Annotated in this window: 21 protein-coding genes; 15 read left to right on the forward strand and 6 right to left on the reverse strand. The window is 60.2% G+C overall.

Going from position 1 to position 21632, the window contains the following annotated elements; all coding sequences use genetic code 11:
* The first annotated feature begins 27 nt into the window (after positions 1-27).
* From ACM66T_RS04465 to ACM66T_RS04475, 3 genes are all read left to right on the forward strand, one after another.
* The gene (locus tag ACM66T_RS04465) at positions 28-522 is read left to right on the forward strand and encodes an HIT family protein (protein ID WP_231020730.1); all 495 of its coding nucleotides are present in this window, start codon (positions 28-30) and stop codon (positions 520-522) included.
* 112 nt (positions 523-634) lie between these two features.
* Positions 635-1141 carry a tetratricopeptide repeat protein gene (locus ACM66T_RS04470; protein ID WP_231020732.1) on the forward strand — a complete coding sequence of 169 codons (507 nt, stop codon included), beginning with the start codon at positions 635-637 and terminating at the stop codon, positions 1139-1141.
* Positions 1142-1189: 48 nt separating this feature from the next.
* The gene (locus ACM66T_RS04475; protein WP_231021218.1) at positions 1190-1492 is read left to right on the forward strand and encodes an MTH1187 family thiamine-binding protein; all 303 of its coding nucleotides are present in this window, start codon (positions 1190-1192) and stop codon (positions 1490-1492) included.
* A gap of 122 nt (positions 1493-1614) precedes the next feature.
* On the opposite strand, the gene ACM66T_RS04480 is transcribed toward ACM66T_RS04475, so the two are convergent.
* From ACM66T_RS04480 to ACM66T_RS04490, 3 genes are all read right to left on the reverse strand, one after another.
* On the reverse strand, positions 1615-1824 hold the full coding sequence (locus ACM66T_RS04480; protein ID WP_231020738.1) for a hypothetical protein: 210 nt from the start codon (positions 1822-1824) through the stop codon (positions 1615-1617).
* A 143-nt stretch (positions 1825-1967) separates the two neighbouring features.
* Positions 1968-2462: a c-type cytochrome gene (locus ACM66T_RS04485; protein ID WP_231020739.1), complete on the reverse strand. Its 495-nt coding sequence runs from the start codon at positions 2460-2462 to the stop codon at positions 1968-1970.
* A gap of 123 nt (positions 2463-2585) precedes the next feature.
* A complete protein-coding gene (locus ACM66T_RS04490; RefSeq protein ID WP_231020741.1) occupies positions 2586-3191 on the reverse strand; it encodes a Crp/Fnr family transcriptional regulator in 606 nt (201 codons plus the stop codon).
* Between the two features lie 100 nt (positions 3192-3291).
* Here ACM66T_RS04490 and ACM66T_RS04495 point away from each other — a divergent pair, with 100 nt between their 5' ends.
* Genes ACM66T_RS04495 through ACM66T_RS04525 form a run of 7 tightly spaced genes read left to right on the forward strand, consistent with a single transcriptional unit; the run spans position 3292 to position 12020 of the window.
* Positions 3292-4431, forward strand: coding sequence for a succinyldiaminopimelate transaminase (locus ACM66T_RS04495; RefSeq protein WP_231020743.1), 1140 nt, complete (start codon positions 3292-3294; stop codon positions 4429-4431).
* Positions 4424-4909, forward strand: a complete 486-nt coding sequence (locus ACM66T_RS04500; protein WP_231020745.1) for a hypothetical protein — start codon at positions 4424-4426, stop codon at positions 4907-4909. The genes ACM66T_RS04495 and ACM66T_RS04500 overlap by 8 nt, the downstream gene beginning before the upstream one ends.
* Positions 4906-6213 (forward strand): UDP-N-acetylmuramate--L-alanine ligase, encoded by a 1308-nt coding sequence (gene murC / locus ACM66T_RS04505; protein WP_231020747.1) that lies wholly within the window; start codon positions 4906-4908, stop codon positions 6211-6213. The genes ACM66T_RS04500 and murC overlap by 4 nt, the downstream gene beginning before the upstream one ends.
* Positions 6210-6539 (forward strand): hypothetical protein, encoded by a 330-nt coding sequence (locus ACM66T_RS04510; protein ID WP_231020749.1) that lies wholly within the window; start codon positions 6210-6212, stop codon positions 6537-6539. Before murC ends, ACM66T_RS04510 begins: the two co-directional genes overlap by 4 nt.
* A complete protein-coding gene (locus ACM66T_RS04515) occupies positions 6536-8743 on the forward strand; it encodes an endonuclease MutS2 (protein ID WP_231020750.1) in 2208 nt (735 codons plus the stop codon). The genes ACM66T_RS04510 and ACM66T_RS04515 overlap by 4 nt, the downstream gene beginning before the upstream one ends.
* 14 nt (positions 8744-8757) lie before the next feature.
* Positions 8758-10179 (forward strand): hypothetical protein, encoded by a 1422-nt coding sequence (locus ACM66T_RS04520; RefSeq protein ID WP_231020752.1) that lies wholly within the window; start codon positions 8758-8760, stop codon positions 10177-10179.
* Entirely contained in the window at positions 10176-12020 is a 1845-nt protein-coding gene (locus tag ACM66T_RS04525; protein WP_231020753.1) for a hypothetical protein, read from the forward strand. Before ACM66T_RS04520 ends, ACM66T_RS04525 begins: the two co-directional genes overlap by 4 nt.
* A 2-nt stretch (positions 12021-12022) precedes the next feature.
* Here ACM66T_RS04525 and ACM66T_RS04530 read toward each other — a convergent pair whose 3' ends face one another.
* From ACM66T_RS04530 to ACM66T_RS04540, 3 genes are all read right to left on the reverse strand, one after another.
* On the reverse strand, positions 12023-12754 hold the full coding sequence (locus tag ACM66T_RS04530) for an outer membrane lipoprotein-sorting protein (RefSeq protein WP_416768807.1): 732 nt from the start codon (positions 12752-12754) through the stop codon (positions 12023-12025).
* A gap of 1 nt (position 12755) precedes the next feature.
* On the reverse strand, positions 12756-14855 hold the full coding sequence (locus ACM66T_RS04535; protein WP_231020757.1) for a hypothetical protein: 2100 nt from the start codon (positions 14853-14855) through the stop codon (positions 12756-12758).
* A 363-nt stretch (positions 14856-15218) separates the two neighbouring features.
* On the reverse strand, positions 15219-15599 hold the full coding sequence (locus ACM66T_RS04540; RefSeq protein WP_231020759.1) for a bacteriohemerythrin: 381 nt from the start codon (positions 15597-15599) through the stop codon (positions 15219-15221).
* Positions 15600-15718: 119 nt separating this feature from the next.
* Between ACM66T_RS04540 and ligA the strand changes: the two genes are divergently transcribed.
* Genes ligA through ACM66T_RS04565 form a run of 5 tightly spaced genes read left to right on the forward strand, consistent with a single transcriptional unit; the run spans position 15719 to position 21574 of the window.
* Complete coding sequence (gene ligA, locus ACM66T_RS04545; RefSeq protein WP_231020761.1) at positions 15719-17671, forward strand: NAD-dependent DNA ligase LigA; 1953 nt, start codon at positions 15719-15721, stop codon at positions 17669-17671.
* Positions 17672-17675: 4 nt separating this feature from the next.
* Positions 17676-19514: an EAL domain-containing protein gene (locus ACM66T_RS04550; protein WP_231020762.1), complete on the forward strand. Its 1839-nt coding sequence runs from the start codon at positions 17676-17678 to the stop codon at positions 19512-19514.
* Positions 19511-20059, forward strand: a complete 549-nt coding sequence (locus tag ACM66T_RS04555) for an outer membrane beta-barrel protein (protein WP_231020764.1) — start codon at positions 19511-19513, stop codon at positions 20057-20059. The genes ACM66T_RS04550 and ACM66T_RS04555 overlap by 4 nt, the downstream gene beginning before the upstream one ends.
* Entirely contained in the window at positions 20059-20766 is a 708-nt protein-coding gene (locus ACM66T_RS04560) for a TlyA family RNA methyltransferase (protein ID WP_231020766.1), read from the forward strand. Before ACM66T_RS04555 ends, ACM66T_RS04560 begins: the two co-directional genes overlap by 1 nt.
* Positions 20735-21574 (forward strand): bifunctional riboflavin kinase/FAD synthetase, encoded by an 840-nt coding sequence (locus ACM66T_RS04565; RefSeq protein ID WP_231020767.1) that lies wholly within the window; start codon positions 20735-20737, stop codon positions 21572-21574. The genes ACM66T_RS04560 and ACM66T_RS04565 overlap by 32 nt, the downstream gene beginning before the upstream one ends.
* The last annotated feature ends 58 nt before the right edge of the window (positions 21575-21632 follow it).

Raw genomic sequence — 21632 nt, forward strand, 5'->3', positions numbered from 1 at the left:
TGCATTATTATGCGCTATACTCCCTGCATGAAAGAGATTCTTTACGCGCCGTGGCGCACGGATTACATCAGCGGGCAGCCGATCGAAGGGTGTGTTTTCTGCCATATCAGCGAACATACCGAAGCGGACGAGGAGCTGCATGTCCTTTACCGTGACGAACACTGCTTTGCCGTGATGAACCGCTACCCCTACACCCCGGGGCATTTCATGATCATCCCCCATGTCCATACGGAAGCGCTCGAAAGCCTCGATCCGGAGGCGTGGCTCCGCATCAGCGCATTGGCGCAGCAGGGGGTCAGGATGCTCAAAGAGGGGTTCGGCGCACAAGGGGTCAACATCGGTATGAACCTCGGAAAGGCCGGAGGTGCGGGGATCGCCGAACATATCCATCTGCACCTCGTCCCCCGTTGGGAGCAGGATACGAACTTTATGACGGCGGTGTCGGAAACGCGGGTCTATTCGACGGATTTCGAAAAGATCTACCGCCGTCTGTTGGAACTGATCCCCCGCTATTTTGTATAGAAGAGGCGGATATCACTTTTTGTATCAAAAAAATATTCATTTCTTGTTTAATTTTATGTTCAATAGATATCAGATAGCATATGGGAATCTATAAGTGAAAGTGGGTAGAACCATGAAAGCAGTAATGACGGCCTTGGTACTTCTGTTCTGTACGGCGCTCTTTGCGACCGAAGCGGAGGCGGTGAACAAGGCAAGCACGGTGAGCTGGTACAAGAAGTCCGCTTCGGAGGGGAACCCGGAAGCGCAGTTCTACCTTGGCGTAATGTACAGCAAGGGTGCGGGTGTGACCAAAAACGATGATCTCGCCGTTTACTGGTTTAAAAAAGCCGCGGCGCAGAACCATGCGCAGGCGCAGCTGAACCTGGGCTATATGTACGAGTCGGGCAATGGGGTGAAGAAGAACTACGGCGAAGCGGTACAGTGGTACGAGCGTGCCGCCGAGAACGGCAGTTCGGTCGCCATGAACAACCTCGGGATCATGCACATGATGGGCATGGGGGTCAAAAAAGACAGCTACAAGGCATACAAGTACTGGCGCATGGCGGCCCAGCACGGCAACAACAACGCCTGGGACAACATTGAAAAACTGCGTCGTCTTGATCCCCAGGCGGTCCGCTGATAAGGGCGAAGGGAGAAGCGCGTGACTTCTGTCCTGCTTGAATTTTCCATGTTTCCGACCAGCGGCGACTGCCGGGACGGTGCTTCCGTGTCTGCCTATGTCAGCCGGATCGTCGATATGATCGACCGCAGCGGTCTGCCGTACCAGCTCACCCCGATGGGTACGATCGTCGAGACGGGGAGCGTCAAAGAGGCGCTCGCTGTCGTCGAGCAGGCATACGAGGTGCTGGGCGAGGATTGCGAACGGGTCTATTCGGCGTTGAAACTTGATATCCGAAAAGGAAAGGCGGGGCGGTTGAAAGGGAAGATCGACTCGGTAGAGCGGGAGCTTGGCCGCGACGTCAGCCATTGATGGTTGGCAGAATCTGAGTCTATTTCAATGGGGGGCGAAACACTGTGGCGCAGTTTACCTGCGCGCTCCTGCAAAGCGTAGATATCCGGGCTATAGCCTGAATACCGCAGCGTTAAAGATAATCAGCCGTTGCCGTCGTGGTCGTGTTCGGCGTGGTGTGCGTGAAGTTCCATCGTCACGCCCGAATGGATAAAGAGCGCGAAAGCGATCACCGTATAGAGCAGTTTCCCTGCCGTATCCCCCATCACTGTCCAGACAATCCCGAAAACAAAAGCGACTGAAAAGATGACGAACCAGTTCCGGTCGCGTTGAAACTGCGTTAATTCCTGCATAATAAACCCCTCCTCACTGTTGAAAGAAAAATAAGTATAACCTATTTTTTCTTTCGCGTCAGCACGTAGAGGAAGATCGCGCCGATGACGAGAAAAATGACGATCTTGATCTGGGTCTCTTCCAGCGTCTGCATCGGCGAACCTTAGTGGGTCTTGACGTAAAGGTTGGCGATATAATCGGAGAGGGCCTCGACCTGAACGGGTGTCAGATCTTTGACCTGGTTCTGCATCAGGGTTTTCATGGCGCCGCCGTAGGTGCCTTTCTGATAACCGATGATAGCGTCGGCAATGCGCTTGCTCTCCCATTCGCCGATGACGGCGGACTGGTTCAGGGCCATTTTCTCACCCTGGTTACCGTGGCAGGCGGCGCACTTCTGAAAAAGCAGTGCCGGAGAAGTTTCGGCAGCGGGAGCGCTTTGGACAACGGGTGCCTTTTCGGCAGCCGCGACCGACGTGTTGTCCGCGGCTTCCTTGACCGGTGTAGGCTCGGATACCGGTTCGGCTGCCGGTGCAACTGCCGGTGCGGGCGTTTCAACGGGGGCTTCGGCTTTCGGCGCGGCGGCGGGCGATGTCTTCCTTGAATCGTTACAGCCGGCGAGCAGGAGGAGGGCGGCCGAAAATGCAAGAGTTCTTATCAAAGGGAGCCTTTTTAAAAAAAGATGCCGCCATTGTACACTGTTAGAGCATTTGGGTCAAAGGTGCGCTTGAAATTTGTTTTTTGCTATAAAGTCAGCTTAAGCAACATGCGGTTTTTCGGGGGATCAAAGCAGTTCGATCATTCCCCGGTGGAGTGTGACGACGCCGTGATGCTCGAGCTCTTTGAGCAGTCGGCTGATCACTTCCCGTGATGAGCCGAGGTGGGCGGCAAGCTTTTCATGGGTGATGGGGATACGGGGGGTATTCTGCGCATGCAGCCACTCCCGGAGCCGATCGTCCAGTTTCTTGAAACGGACGTCTTCGACCAGTCCGGCCATGCATTCAAGCCGTTTGGCGAAGAGGGCGAATATGTAGTGCTGGTAGTCGCGCTCGGCCGTGTAGATCTGTTTGACGATCTCGGCGGGGAAGAGGTAGCCGCTGATCGGCCCGTCGGCGACGGCGCTCCCGATGGCAGGGGTCCCGGTAAAGGCGCTGTTGAGGTTGACGTTGCACTGTTCTCCGGGGCCGAGAAAGTAGAGGGTGATCTCCTGCCCCGATTCGTGGAGCCGGAAGACGCGGATACTCCCTTCGCCGAGAAAGAGGACCTGCGCGCAGCGGTCACCCTGGCCGAAGAGCTCCGCGCCGCTTGGGAGCCGGACCGCCCCCGCGTGGGCATCGACGAGGCGTCGAGATTCAGGTGAGAGGCGGCCGTAGCATGGGAAAGGTTCCATCGGGCTCCTTTCGGGGGTTTGACGGCCCCCGGTGCTGCAAAAGTATAGCAGATTATAATGGGTCACAAAGTATAATAGAGCCAAAAAAATCAGGACGAGAATGCAGTTTGAATCCTACCCGTTCGAAAAACTAAGTGCCCTGCTCGATCCCATCGAGCCCAACAGCGCCTACGCCCCGCTGACGCTGACCATCGGCGAGCCGCAGTTCGAGACCCCGGCCTTTATCCGGAATGCGCTGTGCGGCAGTGCCGACACCCTGCGCCGCTATCCGAAAACGGCGGGGGAGGAGATGCTCAACGGCGCCATGCGCGATTTCGTCGCACGCCGTTTCGGCGTGACGCTGGCAAACGACCAGCTCGTCTCCTGTTTCGGGACCCGAGAGGTGCTTTTCAATTTCCCCCAGTACCTCCTGTTTGACAAGCCCGATCCGGTCATGACCTTTACGAATCCCTTCTACCAGATCTACGAAGGGGCGGCGATCGCCAGCCGCGCGAAGGTGAACTACCTTAACCTCGACGCCGCCAACGGTTTCAAACCGCAGGTCGATCCGGCGGTCCTGCAGTCGAGCGACCTGGTGATCCTCAACTTCCCGAACAATCCGACCAGCAGCTGCCTCTCCCTCGAGGAGCTGGGCGAATGGGTCAAGCTGGCGCTGGAGTACGATTTCGTACTACTTAACGACGAGTGCTACAGCGAGATCTACCCGAACGAAGCCCCGGCGGGCATCCTGGAAGCGAGCGCGGCCGTCGGCAACACGGCGTTCAAGAACGTCCTGGCGCTCAACTCCATCTCCAAGCGCTCCAGCGCCCCGGGGCTGCGCAGCGGGTTTATCGCCGGCGATGCAACGATCCTGGAGGGGTACCGCCAGTACCGTACCTACATCGGCTGCGCGTCACCGCTGCCGCTGCAGACCGCCGCGGCGGCGGCCTGGGCGGATGAGGCGCATGTGGCCGAGGCCCGGGCCGTCTACCGCGAGAACTTCGAGATCGCGAAGGCAATCCTCGGCACGGCGGTCCCGGAGGCGACCTTCTACCTCTGGCTGGAGGTGGACGACGCGATCGCCTTTACCGAAAAGCTCTACCGCGACTACAACCTGAAGGTCCTGCCGGGCGAATACCTGGCCCGTACCGACGTCAACGGCAACAACCCGGGCAGGGGGCGCATCCGCATCGCGCTCGTCGAGAGCCCGGAGCGCACGCGCATGGCGCTCGAACGTATCAAGGAGGCGATGAATGGATAAGGCCGAAGCGCTGAAAGCGAAGATCCTCAAGGCGCAGGAGGCGGCGGATATCGCCGGGCTCTACGTCCTGGAGCAGGAGGCGAACGAATGTTTTGACGAAAAGATGCTGATCGCCTATTACGCCAATATCCTGGACCTGGCGCTGGAAAACCTCACAGACGCCCTGGGGGCCGCACGCCGCATGCAGATGACGGATGTGAAAGATTTTGCCACGCTGCGGGCCCTGTACGAGTATGCCGTGGAGCATTACAGTGCCGGCAAGGCCGCCGATGCGGCGGCGCTTTTCGAGATCCTGGCGGGGCTCAGCGACGACGCCCGTTTTTCCGAAGCGATGACGCGGCACAAGGCGTACGCCGAGCGGATACCCGATTTCGGCCAGTTCCTCGACGACGCGGCGGACCTGGAAGCAACCCAGCAAAACGGGACCTTCTATATCAGCGCGTTCCGCGTTGACGACAACGGGACGGGCGAATCGTGAAGATCCATTTTATCGGCATCGGGGGGATCGGCATCTCCGGATTGGCGCAGTACATGGACCATAAAGGCAACAAGGTCAGCGGCAGCGATATCGCGGAGAACCGTATTGTACGGCAGTTGAAAGAGAAGGGGGTCGCCATCACCATCCCCCACGATGCCAGCGCGATCACGGACCAGGACCTCGTCGTGCATTCGGCGATTATCAAACCGACCAATGTCGAAGTCGCGGCGGCGAAAGCGAAAGGGATCGAGGTGCTCCCGCGCCGCGAAGCGCTGCTGCGCATCCTGCAGGACAAAGAGGTCTATGCCGTGGCGGGGGCCCACGGCAAAAGCACGACGTCGGCGATCCTGGCGGCCATCATGGAAGGGTCCGCCATTATCGGGGCCGAGTCCAAGGCGTTCGGCTCGAACGTACGCTACAACGATACGAATGACCGGCTCATCTTCGAAGCGGACGAGAGCGACGGCAGTTTTCTGAACGCCAACCCCTACTGCGCCATCGTCACCAACGCCGAACCCGAGCACATGGAGTATTACGAGTACGACTACGACCGTTTCTATGACGCCTATCGCCGCTTTATCGCTTCGGCCGCGATCCGGGTCATCAATGCGGAGGATGAATTTCTCTCGACCATAGAAGGCGATGCGATCCGGCTCTATCCCAGCCGGGACATCTCGGAGGTGGAATACGTGTTGCACGACGGCGAACCGCATACGCGCTTCCGCCTGAAAGATCTGGGGAGCTTCGACGTCTGGGGCTTCGGCGAGCATATCGCCCTCGATGCGGCGCTGGCGATTCTCGCCGCAGTTGAGACGATGCCCGTGGAAACGGTCCGCGAGAAGATCCTCGGCTACCGAGGGATCAAGAAGCGCTTCGACATTATCGACGGCGGGGAGAAATGCGTTCTGATCGACGATTACGGCCACCACCCCACCGAGATCGCTGCGACGATGGCCTCGGCGCGCACCTATGCCCGCCTGCTGGGTCTGGAGACGATTACGGCAGTCTGGCAGCCCCACAAGTATTCGCGCACCATCGACAACCTCGAGGCGTTTTCGCATTGTTTCGAGGGGGTGGACCGTCTGATCATCCTGCCGGTCTGGGCGGCGGGGGAAGAGCCCCGCATCATCGATTTCGAAGGGGTTTTCAGCGCCTACAGCCCGCTGCTGGCCGACCGCGTCAAACGCAGCGGTTGCGGTCTTGAAGTGCTCAAAGAGGGTACAATTGTCGAAACGCCGGCATCGGGCCTGATCATCGGCTTCGGCGCCGGGGACATTACCTACCAGCTCCGGGGAGAAAAATGAGTTACGTCTATATCGTCGCCGTCATTGCACTGCTCTATGCGGGGATGCACTTCTTTACCGAACTGAGCCACCGCCAGAAGCTCTCCATGGCCGCTGTAGTGCTGCTCATCATCATGGGCGCAGTGGCCTGGAACCGCTCCGTGGATGCGCAGCAGGAGCATGTCCGTGCCGTCATTTTGAAATTCAACCAGCACCAGACGCTTGAATGCCGCGGGGTGGAGGTCAGTGACCGCACCTTTACGCTCAGCGTCGGCACCCAGAGCTTTATCGCCAACGCGGGCACACCCCACGCCGGTCAGATCTTCGACGCCGCAGGGTGCCGATGAGCGCTTTCGGCCATCTGCTCGATCAGCTCGATCTTCAGGCCCACGTCGCCGAGATCGAAAGCTTCCTCAGCCGTAAAAAGCCCCTCTATATCGAAGGGGACCAGGGACGCCACTACCAGTACATCCGCGCCCTTGACGCCCTCGAATTTCCCGCCCCGCCGAAAACGACCGCCTTCGATACGATCCTGATCCACCTGAAAAAGCAGGGGGTGCTCAGTTTCGAACAGATCTTCGAGCTTATCAAGGTCGTACGCTACTTCCGCACCCTGCGCAACAAAGGCTTCGAAGGGATCATCGGGGAGTGGATGGCCTCCGTCGTCATCCCCGACAGCTTCAAGGAGGTCGAGCGCCACTTTGATGAGAAGGGACACTTCAAAGAGGAGCTCGACGAGGAGCTCTTCGCGATCGCCGAACGGATCAAGGCGCAGAAGGGCGATATCGCGGCGCAGATGAAACGGCTGCTCTATGCGGACAGGCTACGCAGCTACCTCGTCGATACCCAGGTGCACTACATCAACGACGAGGAGTGTCTGCTGGTGCGCGGCGGTTTCAGCGCCGTGCTCAAAGGCAGCGTCGTGGGCCGGACGGGGGCGGGCTTCTTCTACGTTACCCCCGACACCCTGCTCAAATCGAAAGAACAGATCCGCGCCCTGACCCAGGAGCGCGATGCACGCTACTACGAGTACGCCAAGGGCTTCTCGGCGCAGCTGCGCGAATTGCAGCCCTTTATCGGCTTTATCGACAAAGAGTTCGACCGCCTGGACCACTACCAGGCCCGGGTGCTTTTCGCCCGTGCCAAAGGGCTGCATATTGTCGCGGCACAGCCGGGCGAGGCGATCGTGCTTGAGTCCTTCGAGCACCCGGCCCTCTCCAACCCCAAACCCGTCAGCCTCGATTTCAGCGCTTCGGTGCTGATGATCACCGGGGTCAACGCGGGGGGAAAGACGATGCTGCTCAAATCGATCCTCTCGGCGGCGCTGATGGCCAAGTACCTGTTGCCGATGAAGCTCAATCCCCACCGTTCGCGCATCGGGTCGTTCAAACAGATCGAAGCGGTCATCGACGATCCCCAGAACGTCCGCAACGACATCTCCACCTTCGCCGGGCGGATGCAGCAGTTCTCCCGCCTTTTCGAACGCAAATCGGCCCTGGTCGGGGTCGACGAGATCGAACTGGGTACGGACAGCGACGAAGCGGCGGCGCTTTTCAAGGTGATCCTCGACGACCTGATCCGCCGGGGGCAGAAGATCGTCGTCACGACCCACCACAAACGGCTCGCCTCACTGATGGCCGACCGCGACGACGTCGAATTGGTTGCCGCGGTCTACGACGAGGAGCGCCGGGTCCCCACCTATGACTTCCTGCAGGGGATCATCGGCAAAAGCTACGCCTTCGAGACGGCCCTGCGCTATGGGATCGCCCAGGGGATCGTCGTGCGCGCCAAGGAGGTCTACGGCGAGCAGCACGAGAAGCTCAACCTCCTTATCGAACGAGGGAGCGAACTGGAGCGGGCGCTGCGGCGCAAACACGCCGACGCGGACGAACGGCTGGAGCGGCTGGAGGAGCGGGAGCGTGCACTGAAGGATGAACGCGAGACCCTGCGCCGGGAGTACGAGGAGCTCGAACGCCGCCTGCGCGGCGAGTTCCGGCAGGCGATCGACAGCGCCAAAGCGGCGGCCAAGGCCGGGGATACGGCGGCGATCCACCGGGCGATGAACGAAGCCAACAAACAGCTGCCCGAAAAGCGCGAAGCGAAGCAGAAAACGGCCCCCGTCGCCCTCAACGTCGGAGATGAGGTCAAGTACCGCAAGCAGCGCGGCGTCATCGTCGCGCTCAAAGAGAAGGAAGCGACGATCGAGGTCGAGGGGATGCGGCTGCGGGTACGGCGCAACGAACTCAAGCCCGCCGGAAAGGCGGCTGCGCCCAAACCGAAGGTACAGGTGAGCAACAAGGTCGAAAAACGCGGCGGACTCAAGCTCGACCTGCACGGCATGCGGGCCGAACAGGCCCGTGAAAAGATGGACGTCTTCATCTCGGACGCCCTCATCCAGGGGTGGGACGAGGTGATCATCTACCACGGCATCGGCACGGGCAAGCTCGCCTATGCCGTCAAAGAGTTCCTCAAAGAACACCCCAGCGTCAAAAGTTTCGAAGACGCCCCCCCGCAGCTGGGCGGTTTCGGGGCAAAAATCGTTCACCTCTGATATAATATCCACTAATGTACTTGGCCCGGGAACGCCTTGCTGCCGGGCCGGATGGAGAGGTGACGTCTACTGTGAACCGTCTTGCTGCCGTGACGCTGGCCTTGGGAGTGATAGGGGGGTGCGCGCAACTGGACGGAAAAGAGATATCCTCCGCGGCGACCGGCCTGCCCGGAAGCCTTTCCCTCAAGCAATCCTTTGTAGTGCGGCAACTCGACAACGGCGCTACCTACCCGCAGACCCCCTATGTCCTGACATTGAGCGAAGGCAACTACGAGCAGGGACAGTACCGCATCGACGGCGGGCTCCTGCTCTACAAGGGGCATGGCGGCAGCGGCGTGAGCCTCAACCAGATAGCCCTGGTCTACTGGGGAGATGATTTCGACTTTAGGATAGGCAAATTCGTTTCCAAAACGGGGGTGCTTGACTATCTGAGCGGCATGGACCTTCTCAACCCGGTCCAGGTGGACTTTTTTGACGATCCGAATATCAACCTCCGAAGGCTCCCGCAGTGGATGGCGGAGCTCTCCTGCTTCGTCGGGGAGAGTGCTCTGCTCAGAGTGACTCTCCAGCCCTTTGATGGGCGGACACAGAGCTACATTTCGACGTATGTGGGATACCTGCTCGACAGTTACCTTCCGGACTATTTTGAACAGCTCAGCCGAAACAGTGCGGAAGGGACGGCGATCTACCGGGAAGTGTTCCTGCCGCTGTACCGCGACGGCATCAGCCCCGCGCTCAAAAGCGATATCGACGCGCAGTACAACGAGCGCGGGCTGGCTGTCGAAAAAAGCACGATCCAGGTGCTTGCCGAGAGCAGCGATGCGGGGACCACGCTCGGCGCGGTCTGGACGAACCGCTACTCGGAGGTACCCTATATAGAGGTCGATCAGCAGCTGCTTGACTTGATCGGGGCGCTTCCGGATGGACAAAACAGCGGAGAATCGTTCCGGGCGTACCTGGATCAGCCGGACCTCAACCCCATCAAGGGTGTCAGGGGCTTTCGCTACAACCAGTACTCCCTCTATGCGGAGGGTACGGTCAATACGTACGGCGTTCGCGCCGAAGCGAGTGTGCGCGACAGGGTGCCGACACTCAACACCTTCAGCCCCCTCGCCATGGTCGGTTTCGGGGTGGACCGGCAGGCGGGGAGCTCCTATTTCGACCTGGAGGTGCAGTGGGGCTACCTCAAACAGTACCGCCAGAGCGTGCTGGCGACCGTATTGCTGAACAAGTTCGACCTGACGGTCTACAGGGGGGTGGCCGTGCGTTTCGACCACTACCTGATCACCGGCTGGTATGCGGGCAACGCCACCGCGGTGATGCTTCCCAATCTCGTGTTCACCCGCGGCGCCTTTGAAGTCGATCTGCATGCCCTCTACCACTCTGACGACAAAGCGTACAACACCGTCGGGTTTACGCTGAGGGCGACGTTTTGAAGCTTGGACTGAAAACGGGTGCACTGCTGTTACTGCTGCTGTTCGGTGCGGCCTTGATGCGGCAGGTTGAGGTGCGTACGGTGGACTGGAGCCGTTTTTTCCCCGGAACGCCTGCTTCGGCGATGCCGCAGCAGTGGTTTACGGCGGAGCGGCAGTATCTTTTTACCGCGCTCCCGGATGAGGCCCCCCTGCATACGTGGCGTTCGGAGGGGCTGATCGCGGACTTTTACCGCATCGACCGGCAGGGCCTTTACCTGATGACGTTCAACCGGGAAAACCAGAACGCCGTCCTCGCACGGGTCGGGGGGTATCCGCACAGCGGCACCGCCGTCGTCGGTGCCCTGCTGCTGCAGGGGTTTTTCGACGACATGGTCTTTTACCTGTATGCGATCGTGCCTTTTCTGCTTCTGCTGCTTTGGCTGCTGACATCGCTGGAGTACCTGCTGAACATTCTCATCGAGATCGGGGCGTTTACGGTGTCACTGCTCGCCGTGCTGGTGACCGGCGGCGTCGCCGTCGACCCCGCCGCGCTGCTGGCGGTCGTTTTTCTCGTCATCTACGCGTTGACCCTTTTCAACTATCTCCACTCCGGGGAGATCGGCAAACACCAGCTGGCGTTCGGCATCACCCTCTCGGTCGCCACGACCGCTTTGAGCTCTCTTTTCCTCTATGCGTCGGATTTCGGGCTGGTCAGTACGTTCGGGAAGATGATGCTGATCGGGCTGGGGGTGCTCTACGGTTATCTGATCGGACGGCTCTACCTCTTCAGGCCGCTGCGTCTCGTGTTCGGCTGGCGCCGCCGATGGCATGTGGACGATGCCCGGGTGAAAAAGGGGCTGCTGTTTCTCGGCGCCGCCGCCGTTACCTGCGGCTTCGTCTGCGCGAAGGCTCCCTCTGTCGATCTGAACCCCATGAACCTTATGCAGCCGACGATGGCGGCGTACAAGCGCATTGCGGCGTTCGAGTCCGGCCATTTGCCGACGCTGCCGTTCGTCGTCCGCCTACGCGCGCAGAAGGGCGACTTCTCCGAGCTTGAAACGACCCGGGAACTCGCCGCACTGACGGCGCGGATTGCCAGCGCAGTGCCCGGGGTGCTGCTGGGGAGCCTTCCGCTGGGGTATGAACGTTTTGCGGGATCGCCGCTTCGCGATGCGACGCCCGATGCCTACGCCCAGTACCTCCTTGCCCTGGAGTGGCTCGACGGCGGCCTGCCGCTGCTGAGTGCGGATCAGCGCGAGACCTATATGACGCTGAGTATCCCGATCACGACGCCGTCGTATGCGATTGCCGCCATGCTCAGGCGGCTGCAGGCGATCGGGGAGGCTTCAGCCGATTTCTCGGTCGGCATACTGGGCAAGATTGCCGATTTCGAACACTTCCTGAGACGTTTCTTCGGGGAGTTCCTGATCGGTGTCGGCATCTCGCTCGGGTTCGTCGTGCTCTTTTTCCTGCTTTACTGCCGGACATGGAAGAGCATCATCGTCGTCGTGCCGCCGCTGCTTTCACTGCTGCTGCTGGCAAGCGTTCACCGCCTGCTGGGGATGGACTTCACCATGATCACGCTGCTTGGCACTGTTCTGTTCATCGGGCTGGTGACGGATTCGATCATCCATCTTTTCATCTGCATGAAACAGGAGGGGTATGCCTGCATCGGCAGCGTGATGCGTCCGATCATCGTCTCGAACACGACGATGCTGATCGGGCTGGGCGGAATGCTGTTCGGCGGAACGATGATCCAGCGCTTCGGCATGGAACTCGGGATCCTGCTGGCGGCGAACCTCGCCGTCGTGGTCTACCTACTGCCGCTGCTGCTGAAGCGCTACTTCATCCGCTGCAGGTGAGCTTAGAAGCTGCAGCGGTGCAGACGGTTGTGATGAAAAAGCCCCTGTTTGATATCGCGCGAGACGCTCTCGGTGTCAACCATGTAGGTCAGCTTGCGTGACTTGATGAGGTCGTTGACCTGCCAGCGGGTGATGAGCAGCTGTTCATCAATGCGGTTGACCGCGTCGACGGAGACGATTCGCTGCAGCTGACCCCCTTTGAAGATTTCGACTTTTCTGATCACGGAGGTCGCGGCGTCGATGTAGTAGACCGAGCGGTTCCCGTTTCGCCGCAGTGTCACCTTGTAACAGGCAGCGCCGTCGAACTGTGTCTCCTCCAGCGGATCGAATGTCCCTGTCTTCGCGTCCAGTTCGGCGTAGGAGATCCCCATGCCGACGGCTTCGCTCTCCTCTTCCTGTTCGGGGATGATCCGTACGCGTTTCAGAGCGGGGAAGTAGATGGCGTCACTGCTGCTCTCCTGCTCCCGCTCGATGAGGATGGCGGTGCATTTGATGGTTTGCGGGGAGCGGAAACGGATGAGGAGCGATGAGGCGTCCCCCGTCTGCCGTTCGGCGACCATAAAAGAGCGCTCCTGTAGGTTGCCGCTGTTCTCCACGGTCATCGTGACGTCGAAACGCAGGTTGCCGAACGAGAAGAGTTTCGCGCTTTTTGCATAGACGGCCTCGGCGCTCTCCGAAGCGCACAGGCTGAGTCCGGCCCAGGTAAGCAGGGCGGCTATACGGTGCCACAGCATGTCACACCGTCGTATTGGTATCGGATGCCTGCGCGGTGTGCGTCGCAACCCACTCCAGTGCGCGCAGGGTGATCTCGCGCAGGAGGCTCTGATTGTCCAGCACCGCCAGGGCATACTCCTGCATGTTCGCCATCATCTGCTCCATCGTGCCCGCGACGACGGTGACGATCTGGTCCTCCGCCGCCGGCGTATACCATTCGCGGTCGAGAATAAGCGCCATCCCCGTCAGCATGAGGTTGGTGATGGTCTTCATCCCGTCATAGATCAGCAGCCCGAAATCGAGGATCAGCATCTCCGTATAGACGATCAGCTGTTCGGTGTAGACGATCCGGTCCGCCATCTCGCCGATCCGGTCGGCCATCTGGCCGATCTGCACGGCCATCCAGAGGATCCGGTCGGCCATGACGCCGACCTCCTCGCCGCGGGAGGCGAAGAGGTAGCCGAACTCCATCCCCTTCATCGCGAACTGGTAGGCATCCTCCTCGATATCCATCGTAAAGCTGTAGGCGAGGTCGGCCATATGGGTGGCAAAGTCGTAGGCGTCGCTTGCCGTCTGGGCGGTAAAGCTGTAGGCGAGGTCCGCCAGATGCGATGCAAAGGCAAAAGCGTCGGTCTCCGTCTGGGAAGCGAAATCGGAAGCCTGGGTCGAAAAGGTGACGGACATCGTGGCGATCAGGTCGAAGAGGTCGCGCCAGGAGGCACCGCCATCAAGAAGGTCGCGGAGCTGATCGAAATAGCTGGCGCTCTCCGTCGAGTAGACGGTGCCGCTTTTCAACATTCCCTGCACCTCTCTCGTATAGGTCGTAAAGGCATCCGTCTGCGGCAGGGCACCGGCACCGAACAGCGTGAGGAAGGTCTCGGCATCGCTCCCCTCGGCAAATCCCTCCTGCACGACCCCTTCCGCCGTGACCGCCTGCGCGCTCAGCATCGTGAAGAGCTGGCGTACGACGACGGAGATGACGGCGAGGGAGACGGAGCGTTTTTTGAGGGTATCAAGCGAGGCTTGCTGCTCCGCGCTCAGTGTGTAGTGTTCGGTAGTAGGGTCATAGCCGTCCTGGAGCGACGCCAGCAGCGCTTCGGAATGGCTCTTCGTCGTGCCGATAACCGCGCCGACCGCGCCGCCGACGACCTTGAACAGCAGCGCGACCAGGGCGCTTTGCACGGAAACCGATCCGAGGAAGGTTTCCATCTGCAGGGTCTCATCGGGTGTCATTGTGCCGGCGGACACCGGGGAGACCGCCGCCGTACCGGCCGCCGCGAGTTTTTCGAGGGAGAAGAGCCCCATGAGCGCCACCGCGGCGATCGCCATCTTCGCAAAACTCAGCAGGGTATCGCTGCTGCTCTCGAAGCTCAGATCGGCAGCCGTCTTGTCCGCAATGATTTTGAGCAGCTTGTCGACGGCAAAGTAGGTGAGGGTGGCGTAAAGGAGGGCCCGGGCGTCTTCATTGTCAAAGAGGCTTTTGAGGTAGTTGAAAAAGCCGTTCATGGCGATCCTGATGGCATCGAAGATGTATTGGAGCGCATCGCCGGCCGCCTCTTTGAGTTTGGCAAGGAGATTGTCGAAATCGCTGAACTCCGACGGGGTCTCCGTCGCCGTACGGTAGTGCGCCGATGCCGCGGCGACATCCGGCGCACTCTGTGTTGTCTCCTGCAGGCGATTCTGGTAGTCGAAAAGGCGCATGGTCGCCAGCAGTTTCACATACTGGTGGCCGAACTGCTGATGGGCGAGGCTGCCGTAGGTTTCGTATTTGCGCCACATCGACTCCGTCTCGTCGCTCTGGAAAAACAGCGCATTGAGCGGGGAATCGGCCGGCAGGGTCGGGGTCGTCGCGGCGAAAAAGCTGCTGATGTCGACCGGGGTAGGCTGTGCCGTTGTCCGCAGCGGGGAGGCATGGGTTCCGGTGAGGCCGCCGAGAAGGTTTTCGATCTCGGCGACGGTGCTGTCGTTTTGCGTTTTGGCCGCTTGCAGCAGTGCGACACGTTGATCGATGGGAGAGAGGGCCGTACCGCCGCCGGAGCCGCCGCAGCCCGATAAGAGATTGATCGCAGGGAGTGAATAGAGCGCGATCGCGCTTGTTGAGAGAAACTTCCGTCTGTTCATGAGTCACCTTTCAGTTCCGTTAGGCCGCAGCTCCGTGCCATGCGTTTGCGGAGCTGCGGCACACAATAACACTCTTCATCCGAGGAAATAAGTCAAAGGGGGAGCCAAATCGCCCCGTGCCATGGACGCGAAGAGCACCAGGATGCCGAGCACAGGCACAGCATAAGAGAAGATTACTTAATTTTCATGGCTTAAATCATAAAAAATAATTATATTTAATGGCGCTGATACGGCGTTGCGGCGGCGGATATCGGAAGAGTGAATAGCGTCATGTCGACGAAAGAGAGGGAGCGTGGGGAGGCGGTAAAGGCGGCAGCTGCAAACGCACCCTGGATGGCATCGGGGTGGGAGGAGCCGTCGGACTCAGCCGGCTTCGTTGCCGGAGAGGAACTTCGCCAGGTCGAGGTCGTAGAACATCGTGTGGCGGCGGAATTTGTCGTAGGCGTAGCTCTCGATGAAGGAGCGGGCCATCGGCGGCATCGACGTGATCATGGCAAAGAAGGACTCCATCTCGTCGACGAGCTGTTCGTGGTCGCCGGTATGTGTCTCCCGTTCGGAGTAGAGGTGCTTCATCATCAGCTTCTCCTCTTCGGCAAAGTGGCGTTTTGTTTCGGTGATCCATTCGCGGAAGAGGGCGCTGTCGATGGCGCCTCCCTCCATTTTCTGAAGCTGTTCAAGCATCTGCAGGAACGTCTCGTGTGCTGCATCCATTACTTCGATATTCAGGCGAAGATCGTGTGTCATAACGCCTCCTTTGTAGACTTCTGGTTATCAATGCATATTATATTCTTCTCAGCCCTTTTTTGCACCCCTTTACTCTCAACAAGCTTCGTTATAATCCTGTACAAAAAAGAGCAACGAATATGACGGCTGAAACCTACCGCGAAAGCGTAGCGCTGCTGAACCGCTACGCCTACCACTATTATGTCCTCGACAATCCCATTGCAAGCGACGAGGAGTACGACAGGCTCTACCATGACGTCCTGGCGTACGAGGAGGCTCATCCGGAAGCGGTGCTTCCCGATTCGCCGACGCAGCGGGTCGGCGGGGTGCCGCTTGAGGGGTTTGAAAAGGCCGCCCACCGCAGCCGCATGTGGAGTCTGGAGGATATTTTCGACGCCGAGGGGCTGCAGAAGTGGCTGGAGCGGGTCGCAAAGCTTGCCGACAACGTCACTTTCTACTGCGAGCCGAAGTTCGACGGGGCGAGCCTCAACCTGATCTACGAGGGCGGCCGCCTCGTGCAGGCGATTACCCGCGGCGACGGCACCATCGGCGAAGAGGTGACGCAGAACGTCAAAACGATCCGGAGCGTCCCCCTCGCCATCGATTACGAGGGGCGTATCGAGATCCGCGGCGAAGTCGTCATCTTCAAAGAGGAGTTCGACGCGATCAACCGCGAGCGCGAAGCGCAGGGCGAAGCGCTCTTCGCCAACCCGCGCAACGCCGCCGCGGGAAGTCTGCGCCAGCTCGACCCGAAGATCACGGCGGCGCGCAACCTTGTCTTCCTGCCTTACGGCATCGGCGAAAATACGCTCGACATCCCGCTGCTGAGCAAGCGGATGGAGTGGATCTACGCCCTGGGGTTCCGCAAACCGCCGCTACACCGCGTCTGCGAGGGCTATGACGACATCGAGGCCATTTATGAGGAGATGAAAGTCACCCGGGATGATTTCGCGATGATGCTCGACGGCATGGTCATCAAAGTCGACCAGGTTGAGGCCCAGGAGGATATGGGCTATACGGTCAAGAACCCCCGCTGGTCGGTGGCCTACAAGTTCCCGGCGATCGAGAAGATGACCCGGGTCCGGAACGTCATCCTTCAGGTGGGGCGTACGGGCGTCGTCACCCCCGTGGCCGTCGTCGAACCGGTCGATATCGAGGGGGTCGTCGTCGAACGCGCGACCCTGCACAATTTTGACGAGATCGGACGCAAGGATATCCACATCGGGGACCACGTTATCATCCTGCGCAGCGGCGACGTCATCCCGAAGATCATCAAGGTTATTCCCGAACGGCGCGACGGCACGGAAAGGGCGGTTGAGCGTCCGACGCGCTGCCCGGTCTGCGGCAGTGAACTGCTGGACGAAGGGGCGCTGATCAAGTGCCAGAACCTCTCCTGCGAAGCACGGGTCGTGAATGCCATCATCTATTTCGCCTCCAAGCAGTGCCTCAACATCGACGGCCTCGGCGACAAGATCGTCGAGGCCCTCTACCGGGCGGGGCTGGTCAAAGGCGTCATCGATCTCTACGCACTTTCGCTCGAAGCGCTGCTGGAGCTCGAGGGGTTCAAAGAGAAGAAGAGCAAGAATCTGCTCGACGCCATTGAAAAGAGCCGGGGCACGGCGTGCTGGCGCTTTGTCAACGGGCTGGGAATAGAGCACATCGGCGAGGTCGCTTCGAAACAGCTCTGCGACACCTTCGGCCTGGCGTTCCCCGACGCGACGGAGGAGGCGCTGCTCGCCATCGACGGTTTCGGCGGGGAGATGGCGGCGTCGGTGCTCGAATTTGTCCGGGTCAACCGGGAACAGATCGAAGCGCTGCGCGGTGTCGTCCGGCCGGCGGCCCCGGCGCAGAAGACCGAAGCGGCGGAGAATCCCTTCAAGGGGAAGACGGTCGTGCTCACCGGCTCGATGAGCCGTCCCCGTCCGGAGATCAAAACCGACCTGGAAGCCCTGGGGGCCAAGGTCGTGGGCAGCGTATCGAAAAAGACCGATTACGTCATCTACGGCGAGGACGCCGGCAGCAAGTACGATAAGGCGGTGTCGCTGGGCGTGGCGACCCTTACGGAAGATGCGATGAAACAGATGCTACAATAGACCGATGAAAACACCCGAAGAGAATATTGTCGCCAGCGACTACCAGGAGATCTTTGAGCTTCAAAACGCCATCTTGGAGAAGGTGGCCGAAGACGCCAGCAAAGAGGCCGTGCTCGAAGAGCTCTGCTTGCTGCAGGAGAAAATGGTCCCGGGCAGCATCGCATCCGTCATCCTCGTGAACCCGAAGGACGGGAAACTCTACATCGAAGCGGCGCCCTCGCTCCCCGACGAAGCACTCAGCGTCTTCGACGGATTGCCACCGGGGCCCCACAACGGCTCCTGCGCCAACGTCGTGCTGCGGAACGAACCGCAGTTTGTCTGCGATATCAGTTGCGACGAACGCTGGCAAAACATGATGGAGGTCGCGCAAAAAGCGGGCCTGAACGCCTGCTGGTCCATGCCCGTCGTCCTGGAGGGGAAGACGGTCGGCACCTTTGCGCTGACCTCTTTCCAGGAGCGTGTGCCGACCCCGTTCCACAAGATGCTGCTCACCGTCGCCGCACGGATCGTCAGTATCGTGCTGAAGCGGGAACAGAACCGCGAAAAGCTGAGTTTCCTCGCCTTTCACGACCCGCTGACGGGGCTGGTGAACCGCGCAATGTTCGAGGAGCGGCTGAAACATCTGATCATCCGTTCGGAGCGCAACGAAAGCAAAGCCGCCCTCTTTTTCATTGATCTGGACCGTTTCAAATACCTCAACGACACCTACGGGCATGCCACCGGCGACCGTCTCCTGGTCGAAGTGGCAAAACGCCTCGGCGAAAACGTGCGCAACGGAGACACGGTAGCGCGCTTCGGGGGGGATGAGTTCGTCCTCCTTTTCGAAGAGGCTGAAGAGAGGGAGACGGTGATGGAGGAGGCGCGGCGGATGATCGAAGCTTTCGGCGAGGCGTTCCAGATCGGCGAGCAGCGTTTTCACATCTACGGCAGCATCGGCATCGCGATGTTCCCCGAGGACGGGGAGGATGCCCAGACCCTGCTGAAGCACGCCGATACGGCGATGTATCAGGCCAAACAGGCGCAGGATCACATCCGTTTCTACACCCCGCAGATGAGCGAACAGACCTTCAAGAGCCTCGTGCTGGAGAAGGAGCTGCGTGAGGCGATCCACAACAACGAGTTCGTCGTCTATTACCAACCCGTTTTCGAAGGGAGCGGGACGAGCATCCGGGGGGCAGAGGCGCTGGTGCGCTGGCAGCACCCCGAACGCGGTCTCCTGCTTCCGGGCGAATTCATCCCCTTTGCCGAAGAGACGGGGCTCATTTCGCGGATCGACAAGATGGTCCTGACCCAGGTTATCGGGGACCTGCGGCGCTGGCATGCGATGTCGATCAACCGGATCATCCCGCTCTCGGTCAACATCTCCGGGCGCCATATCAACGAAAAAGACGTGACCCGGCTGACGGAGATTCTCAACCGCAGCGCATTGGCCCGTGACTACATCGGGCTGGAACTGACGGAAACCTATCTGATGCAGTTCGCCGAAGAGACGGTCGTGCAGCTCGAACGGCTCAAACATGCCGGCGTCAGACTGGCGATGGACGATTTCGGCAGCGGCTATTCGTCGCTGGGATACCTCAAGCGTTTCAAGATCGACACGCTCAAGATCGACCAGCTCCTGGTGCGCGACATCGTTGAAAACCCCGAAGACCGTTCCATCGCCGAGGCGATTATCAAGATGGGCCACAGTTTGGGGCTGCAGATCGTCGCCGAGGGGGTCGAGACCCTGGAGCAGCTGGAGCTGCTCAAATCGCTGGAGTGCGACGCCCTGCAGGGGTTCTATTTCGACCGGGCCCTCCCGCCGGACATCTTCGAAGCGAAATACCTCCGGAGAAACCGGTGAGGGGTGCGGCTGTTCTGCTGGCGGCGACGCTGCTCTGCGCCGCCGATCGCAGCGGCCCCTACCTGGAGGCCGGTGCGGGGCTGGGCGGTTATAACGACGACGGACGCCGGGCGACGATCTCGACGGAAACCGTCCCGCAGTACCGTTTCGGGGCCGGGGCGTTTATCAACCGTCACCTCTCCGTCTCTTTGCAGTATGCCCAGTTCGGCGATTTCGAGGGGAAGACGGGTGCGGGGGAGACCTCGCGGGAGGCTTTCAAGGTCTTGTCGGCGGACGTGACCGGGCACTATCCCCTTTTCAATGAGACGGTGGATATCTTTGCCCGTTTCGGTGCGGGGGAGCTCTACTGGGACCAGAGCCGCCCCGAGCGCAAAAGCAGTTCGGCCGGGACACTGGTTTACGGTATCGGCGTCGGCATCCGGGCGCTGTCGTGGCTGACGGTGAACGCCGGGTACGACTTCTACCAGTTCGGCATGGATGAAAACGGCACCTCCTATAAGATGAATCTCGGCAGCGCCTACATCGGGTTGCAGGTGCAGTTTTAGTGCGTCTTGACCACTATCTCGTCGAAGCGGGGCTGGCACCGACTCGCTCGAAAGCGCAGCAGCTGGTCAAATCCGGGAGCGTCACCGTCGACGGCAGCGTGGTGACCAAGCCGGCATTCGCCGTCGAATCCCAGCAGGTGGAGGTGACCGAGGCGATGCCCTACGTCAGCCGCGCGGCGCTGAAGCTCAAAGGGTTCCTGCCGTCGCTGCCCTTTGACGTTACGGGGATGAGTGCCCTCGATATCGGCGCCTCGACGGGGGGCTTCACCCAGGTGCTGCTTGAAGCGGGTGCGGCAGCGGTCGATGCCGTCGACGTCGGCCGGGATCAGCTCCATCCCGACATCAAGGCGGACCCGAGGGTGCGGAGCTTCGAACAGACCGATATCCGCCGTTTCATGCCGGACCGGACGTATGATGTCGTCACCAGCGACGTCTCCTTTATCTCCCTGCACCATATCCTTGACGACGTGGAGCGTCTGGCGGGGCGCTGGATCGTGCTGCTGTTCAAACCGCAGTTCGAGGTCGGACGCGAAGCGGCGCGGGACAGGAAGGGGGTTGTGACGGATCCGGCGGCCGTGGCGAAGGCGATGGCCGATTTCGAAGCAGCCTGTGCGGCGCGGGGCTGGCAGCAGCGCGCAAAAGCGTCTGCCGCGATTACGGGCAAGGAGGGGAACAGTGAAACATGCTACTGCTTTGAAAAAGGTTGATGCCGTCGCCATCGGAGGTTTCGACGGGATGCATGAGGGCCATCAGCACCTTTTCAATGCCCTGGGGGAGCGCGGAGCGATCGTCGTCGTTGAGACGGGGTACGCGAACCTGACCCCGGGGCGGGAGCGGGAGCATTTTACGACGCACCCCATCGTCTACCTCCCCCTTGATGAAATCCGCATGCTCGACGACCGGGGTTTCGTCGACTACCTTCGCGAACGCTTCCCGGCGCTCTCCCGGATCGTCGTCGGCTATGACTTCCGGTTCGGGCTGGACCGGAAGTTTTCCCACGAGGACCTCTCAAAGGCGTTCAGCGGGACCGTGCAGGTGATCGACGAAGTGACCGTCGGCGGAGAGTCGGTGCATTCGCACAAGATCCGGGCGAAGCTGATCATCGGAGACGTCAGGGGGGCAAACCGTTTCCTCGGCCACAACTACACCGTGCGCGGAGACGTAGTAAGGGGGCAGGGGATCGGCAAAAAGGAACTCGTGCCGACGGTCAATATGCTGACCGACGGTTTTCTGCTTCCCAAAGAGGGGGTCTACGCGAGCCTGGCCCGTCTGGACGGCGAAGAGCATTACCATCCCGCCGTCAGTTTCGTCGGCCACCGGGTCACGACCGACGGCAGTTTCGCCGTCGAGACGCACGTGCTTGACGGCGAGATCGTCTGCAAGGAGCGTATCGACGTCAGCTTCGTCCAGCGGCTGCGGGGCAACGAGAAGTTCGCCTCCCTCGATGCGCTTAAAGAACAGATCGGGCTGGATATCGCCGCGGCGCGCAAGGCGGTGGGGCGGCTGGAGCTCTGATCGCTTTTTATGCATGGACAGCGCAGCAATGGCGCATTTGTACCCATTTTCAGCGCGT

Origin of the sequence: Sulfurimonas sp. ST-25 (assembly GCF_048079205.1) — a bacterium.
Lineage (GTDB): Bacteria > Campylobacterota > Campylobacteria > Campylobacterales > Sulfurimonadaceae > Thiomicrolovo > Thiomicrolovo sulfuroxydans.

Excerpts from the sequence above, each read along its gene's own strand:
- ACM66T_RS04465 (WP_231020730.1), top strand. The coding sequence starts at position 28 with ATGAAAGAGATTCTTTACGCGCCGTGGCGCACGGATTACATCAGCGGG.
- ACM66T_RS04470 (WP_231020732.1), top strand. The coding sequence starts at position 635 with ATGAAAGCAGTAATGACGGCCTTGGTACTTCTGTTCTGTACGGCGCTC.
- ACM66T_RS04475 (WP_231021218.1), top strand. The coding sequence starts at position 1,190 with ATGTTTCCGACCAGCGGCGACTGCCGGGACGGTGCTTCCGTGTCTGCC.
- ACM66T_RS04480 (WP_231020738.1), bottom strand. The coding sequence starts at position 1,824 with ATGCAGGAATTAACGCAGTTTCAACGCGACCGGAACTGGTTCGTCATC.
- ACM66T_RS04490 (WP_231020741.1), bottom strand. The coding sequence starts at position 3,191 with ATGGAACCTTTCCCATGCTACGGCCGCCTCTCACCTGAATCTCGACGC.
- ACM66T_RS04495 (WP_231020743.1), top strand. The coding sequence starts at position 3,292 with ATGCAGTTTGAATCCTACCCGTTCGAAAAACTAAGTGCCCTGCTCGAT.
- ACM66T_RS04500 (WP_231020745.1), top strand. The coding sequence starts at position 4,424 with ATGGATAAGGCCGAAGCGCTGAAAGCGAAGATCCTCAAGGCGCAGGAG.
- ACM66T_RS04510 (WP_231020749.1), top strand. The coding sequence starts at position 6,210 with ATGAGTTACGTCTATATCGTCGCCGTCATTGCACTGCTCTATGCGGGG.
- ACM66T_RS04515 (WP_231020750.1), top strand. The coding sequence starts at position 6,536 with ATGAGCGCTTTCGGCCATCTGCTCGATCAGCTCGATCTTCAGGCCCAC.
- ACM66T_RS04520 (WP_231020752.1), top strand. The coding sequence starts at position 8,758 with ATGTACTTGGCCCGGGAACGCCTTGCTGCCGGGCCGGATGGAGAGGTG.
- ACM66T_RS04530 (WP_416768807.1), bottom strand. The coding sequence starts at position 12,754 with ATGCTGTGGCACCGTATAGCCGCCCTGCTTACCTGGGCCGGACTCAGC.
- ACM66T_RS04535 (WP_231020757.1), bottom strand. The coding sequence starts at position 14,855 with ATGAACAGACGGAAGTTTCTCTCAACAAGCGCGATCGCGCTCTATTCA.
- ACM66T_RS04540 (WP_231020759.1), bottom strand. The coding sequence starts at position 15,599 with ATGACACACGATCTTCGCCTGAATATCGAAGTAATGGATGCAGCACAC.
- ligA (WP_231020761.1), top strand. The coding sequence starts at position 15,719 with ATGACGGCTGAAACCTACCGCGAAAGCGTAGCGCTGCTGAACCGCTAC.
- ACM66T_RS04550 (WP_231020762.1), top strand. The coding sequence starts at position 17,676 with ATGAAAACACCCGAAGAGAATATTGTCGCCAGCGACTACCAGGAGATC.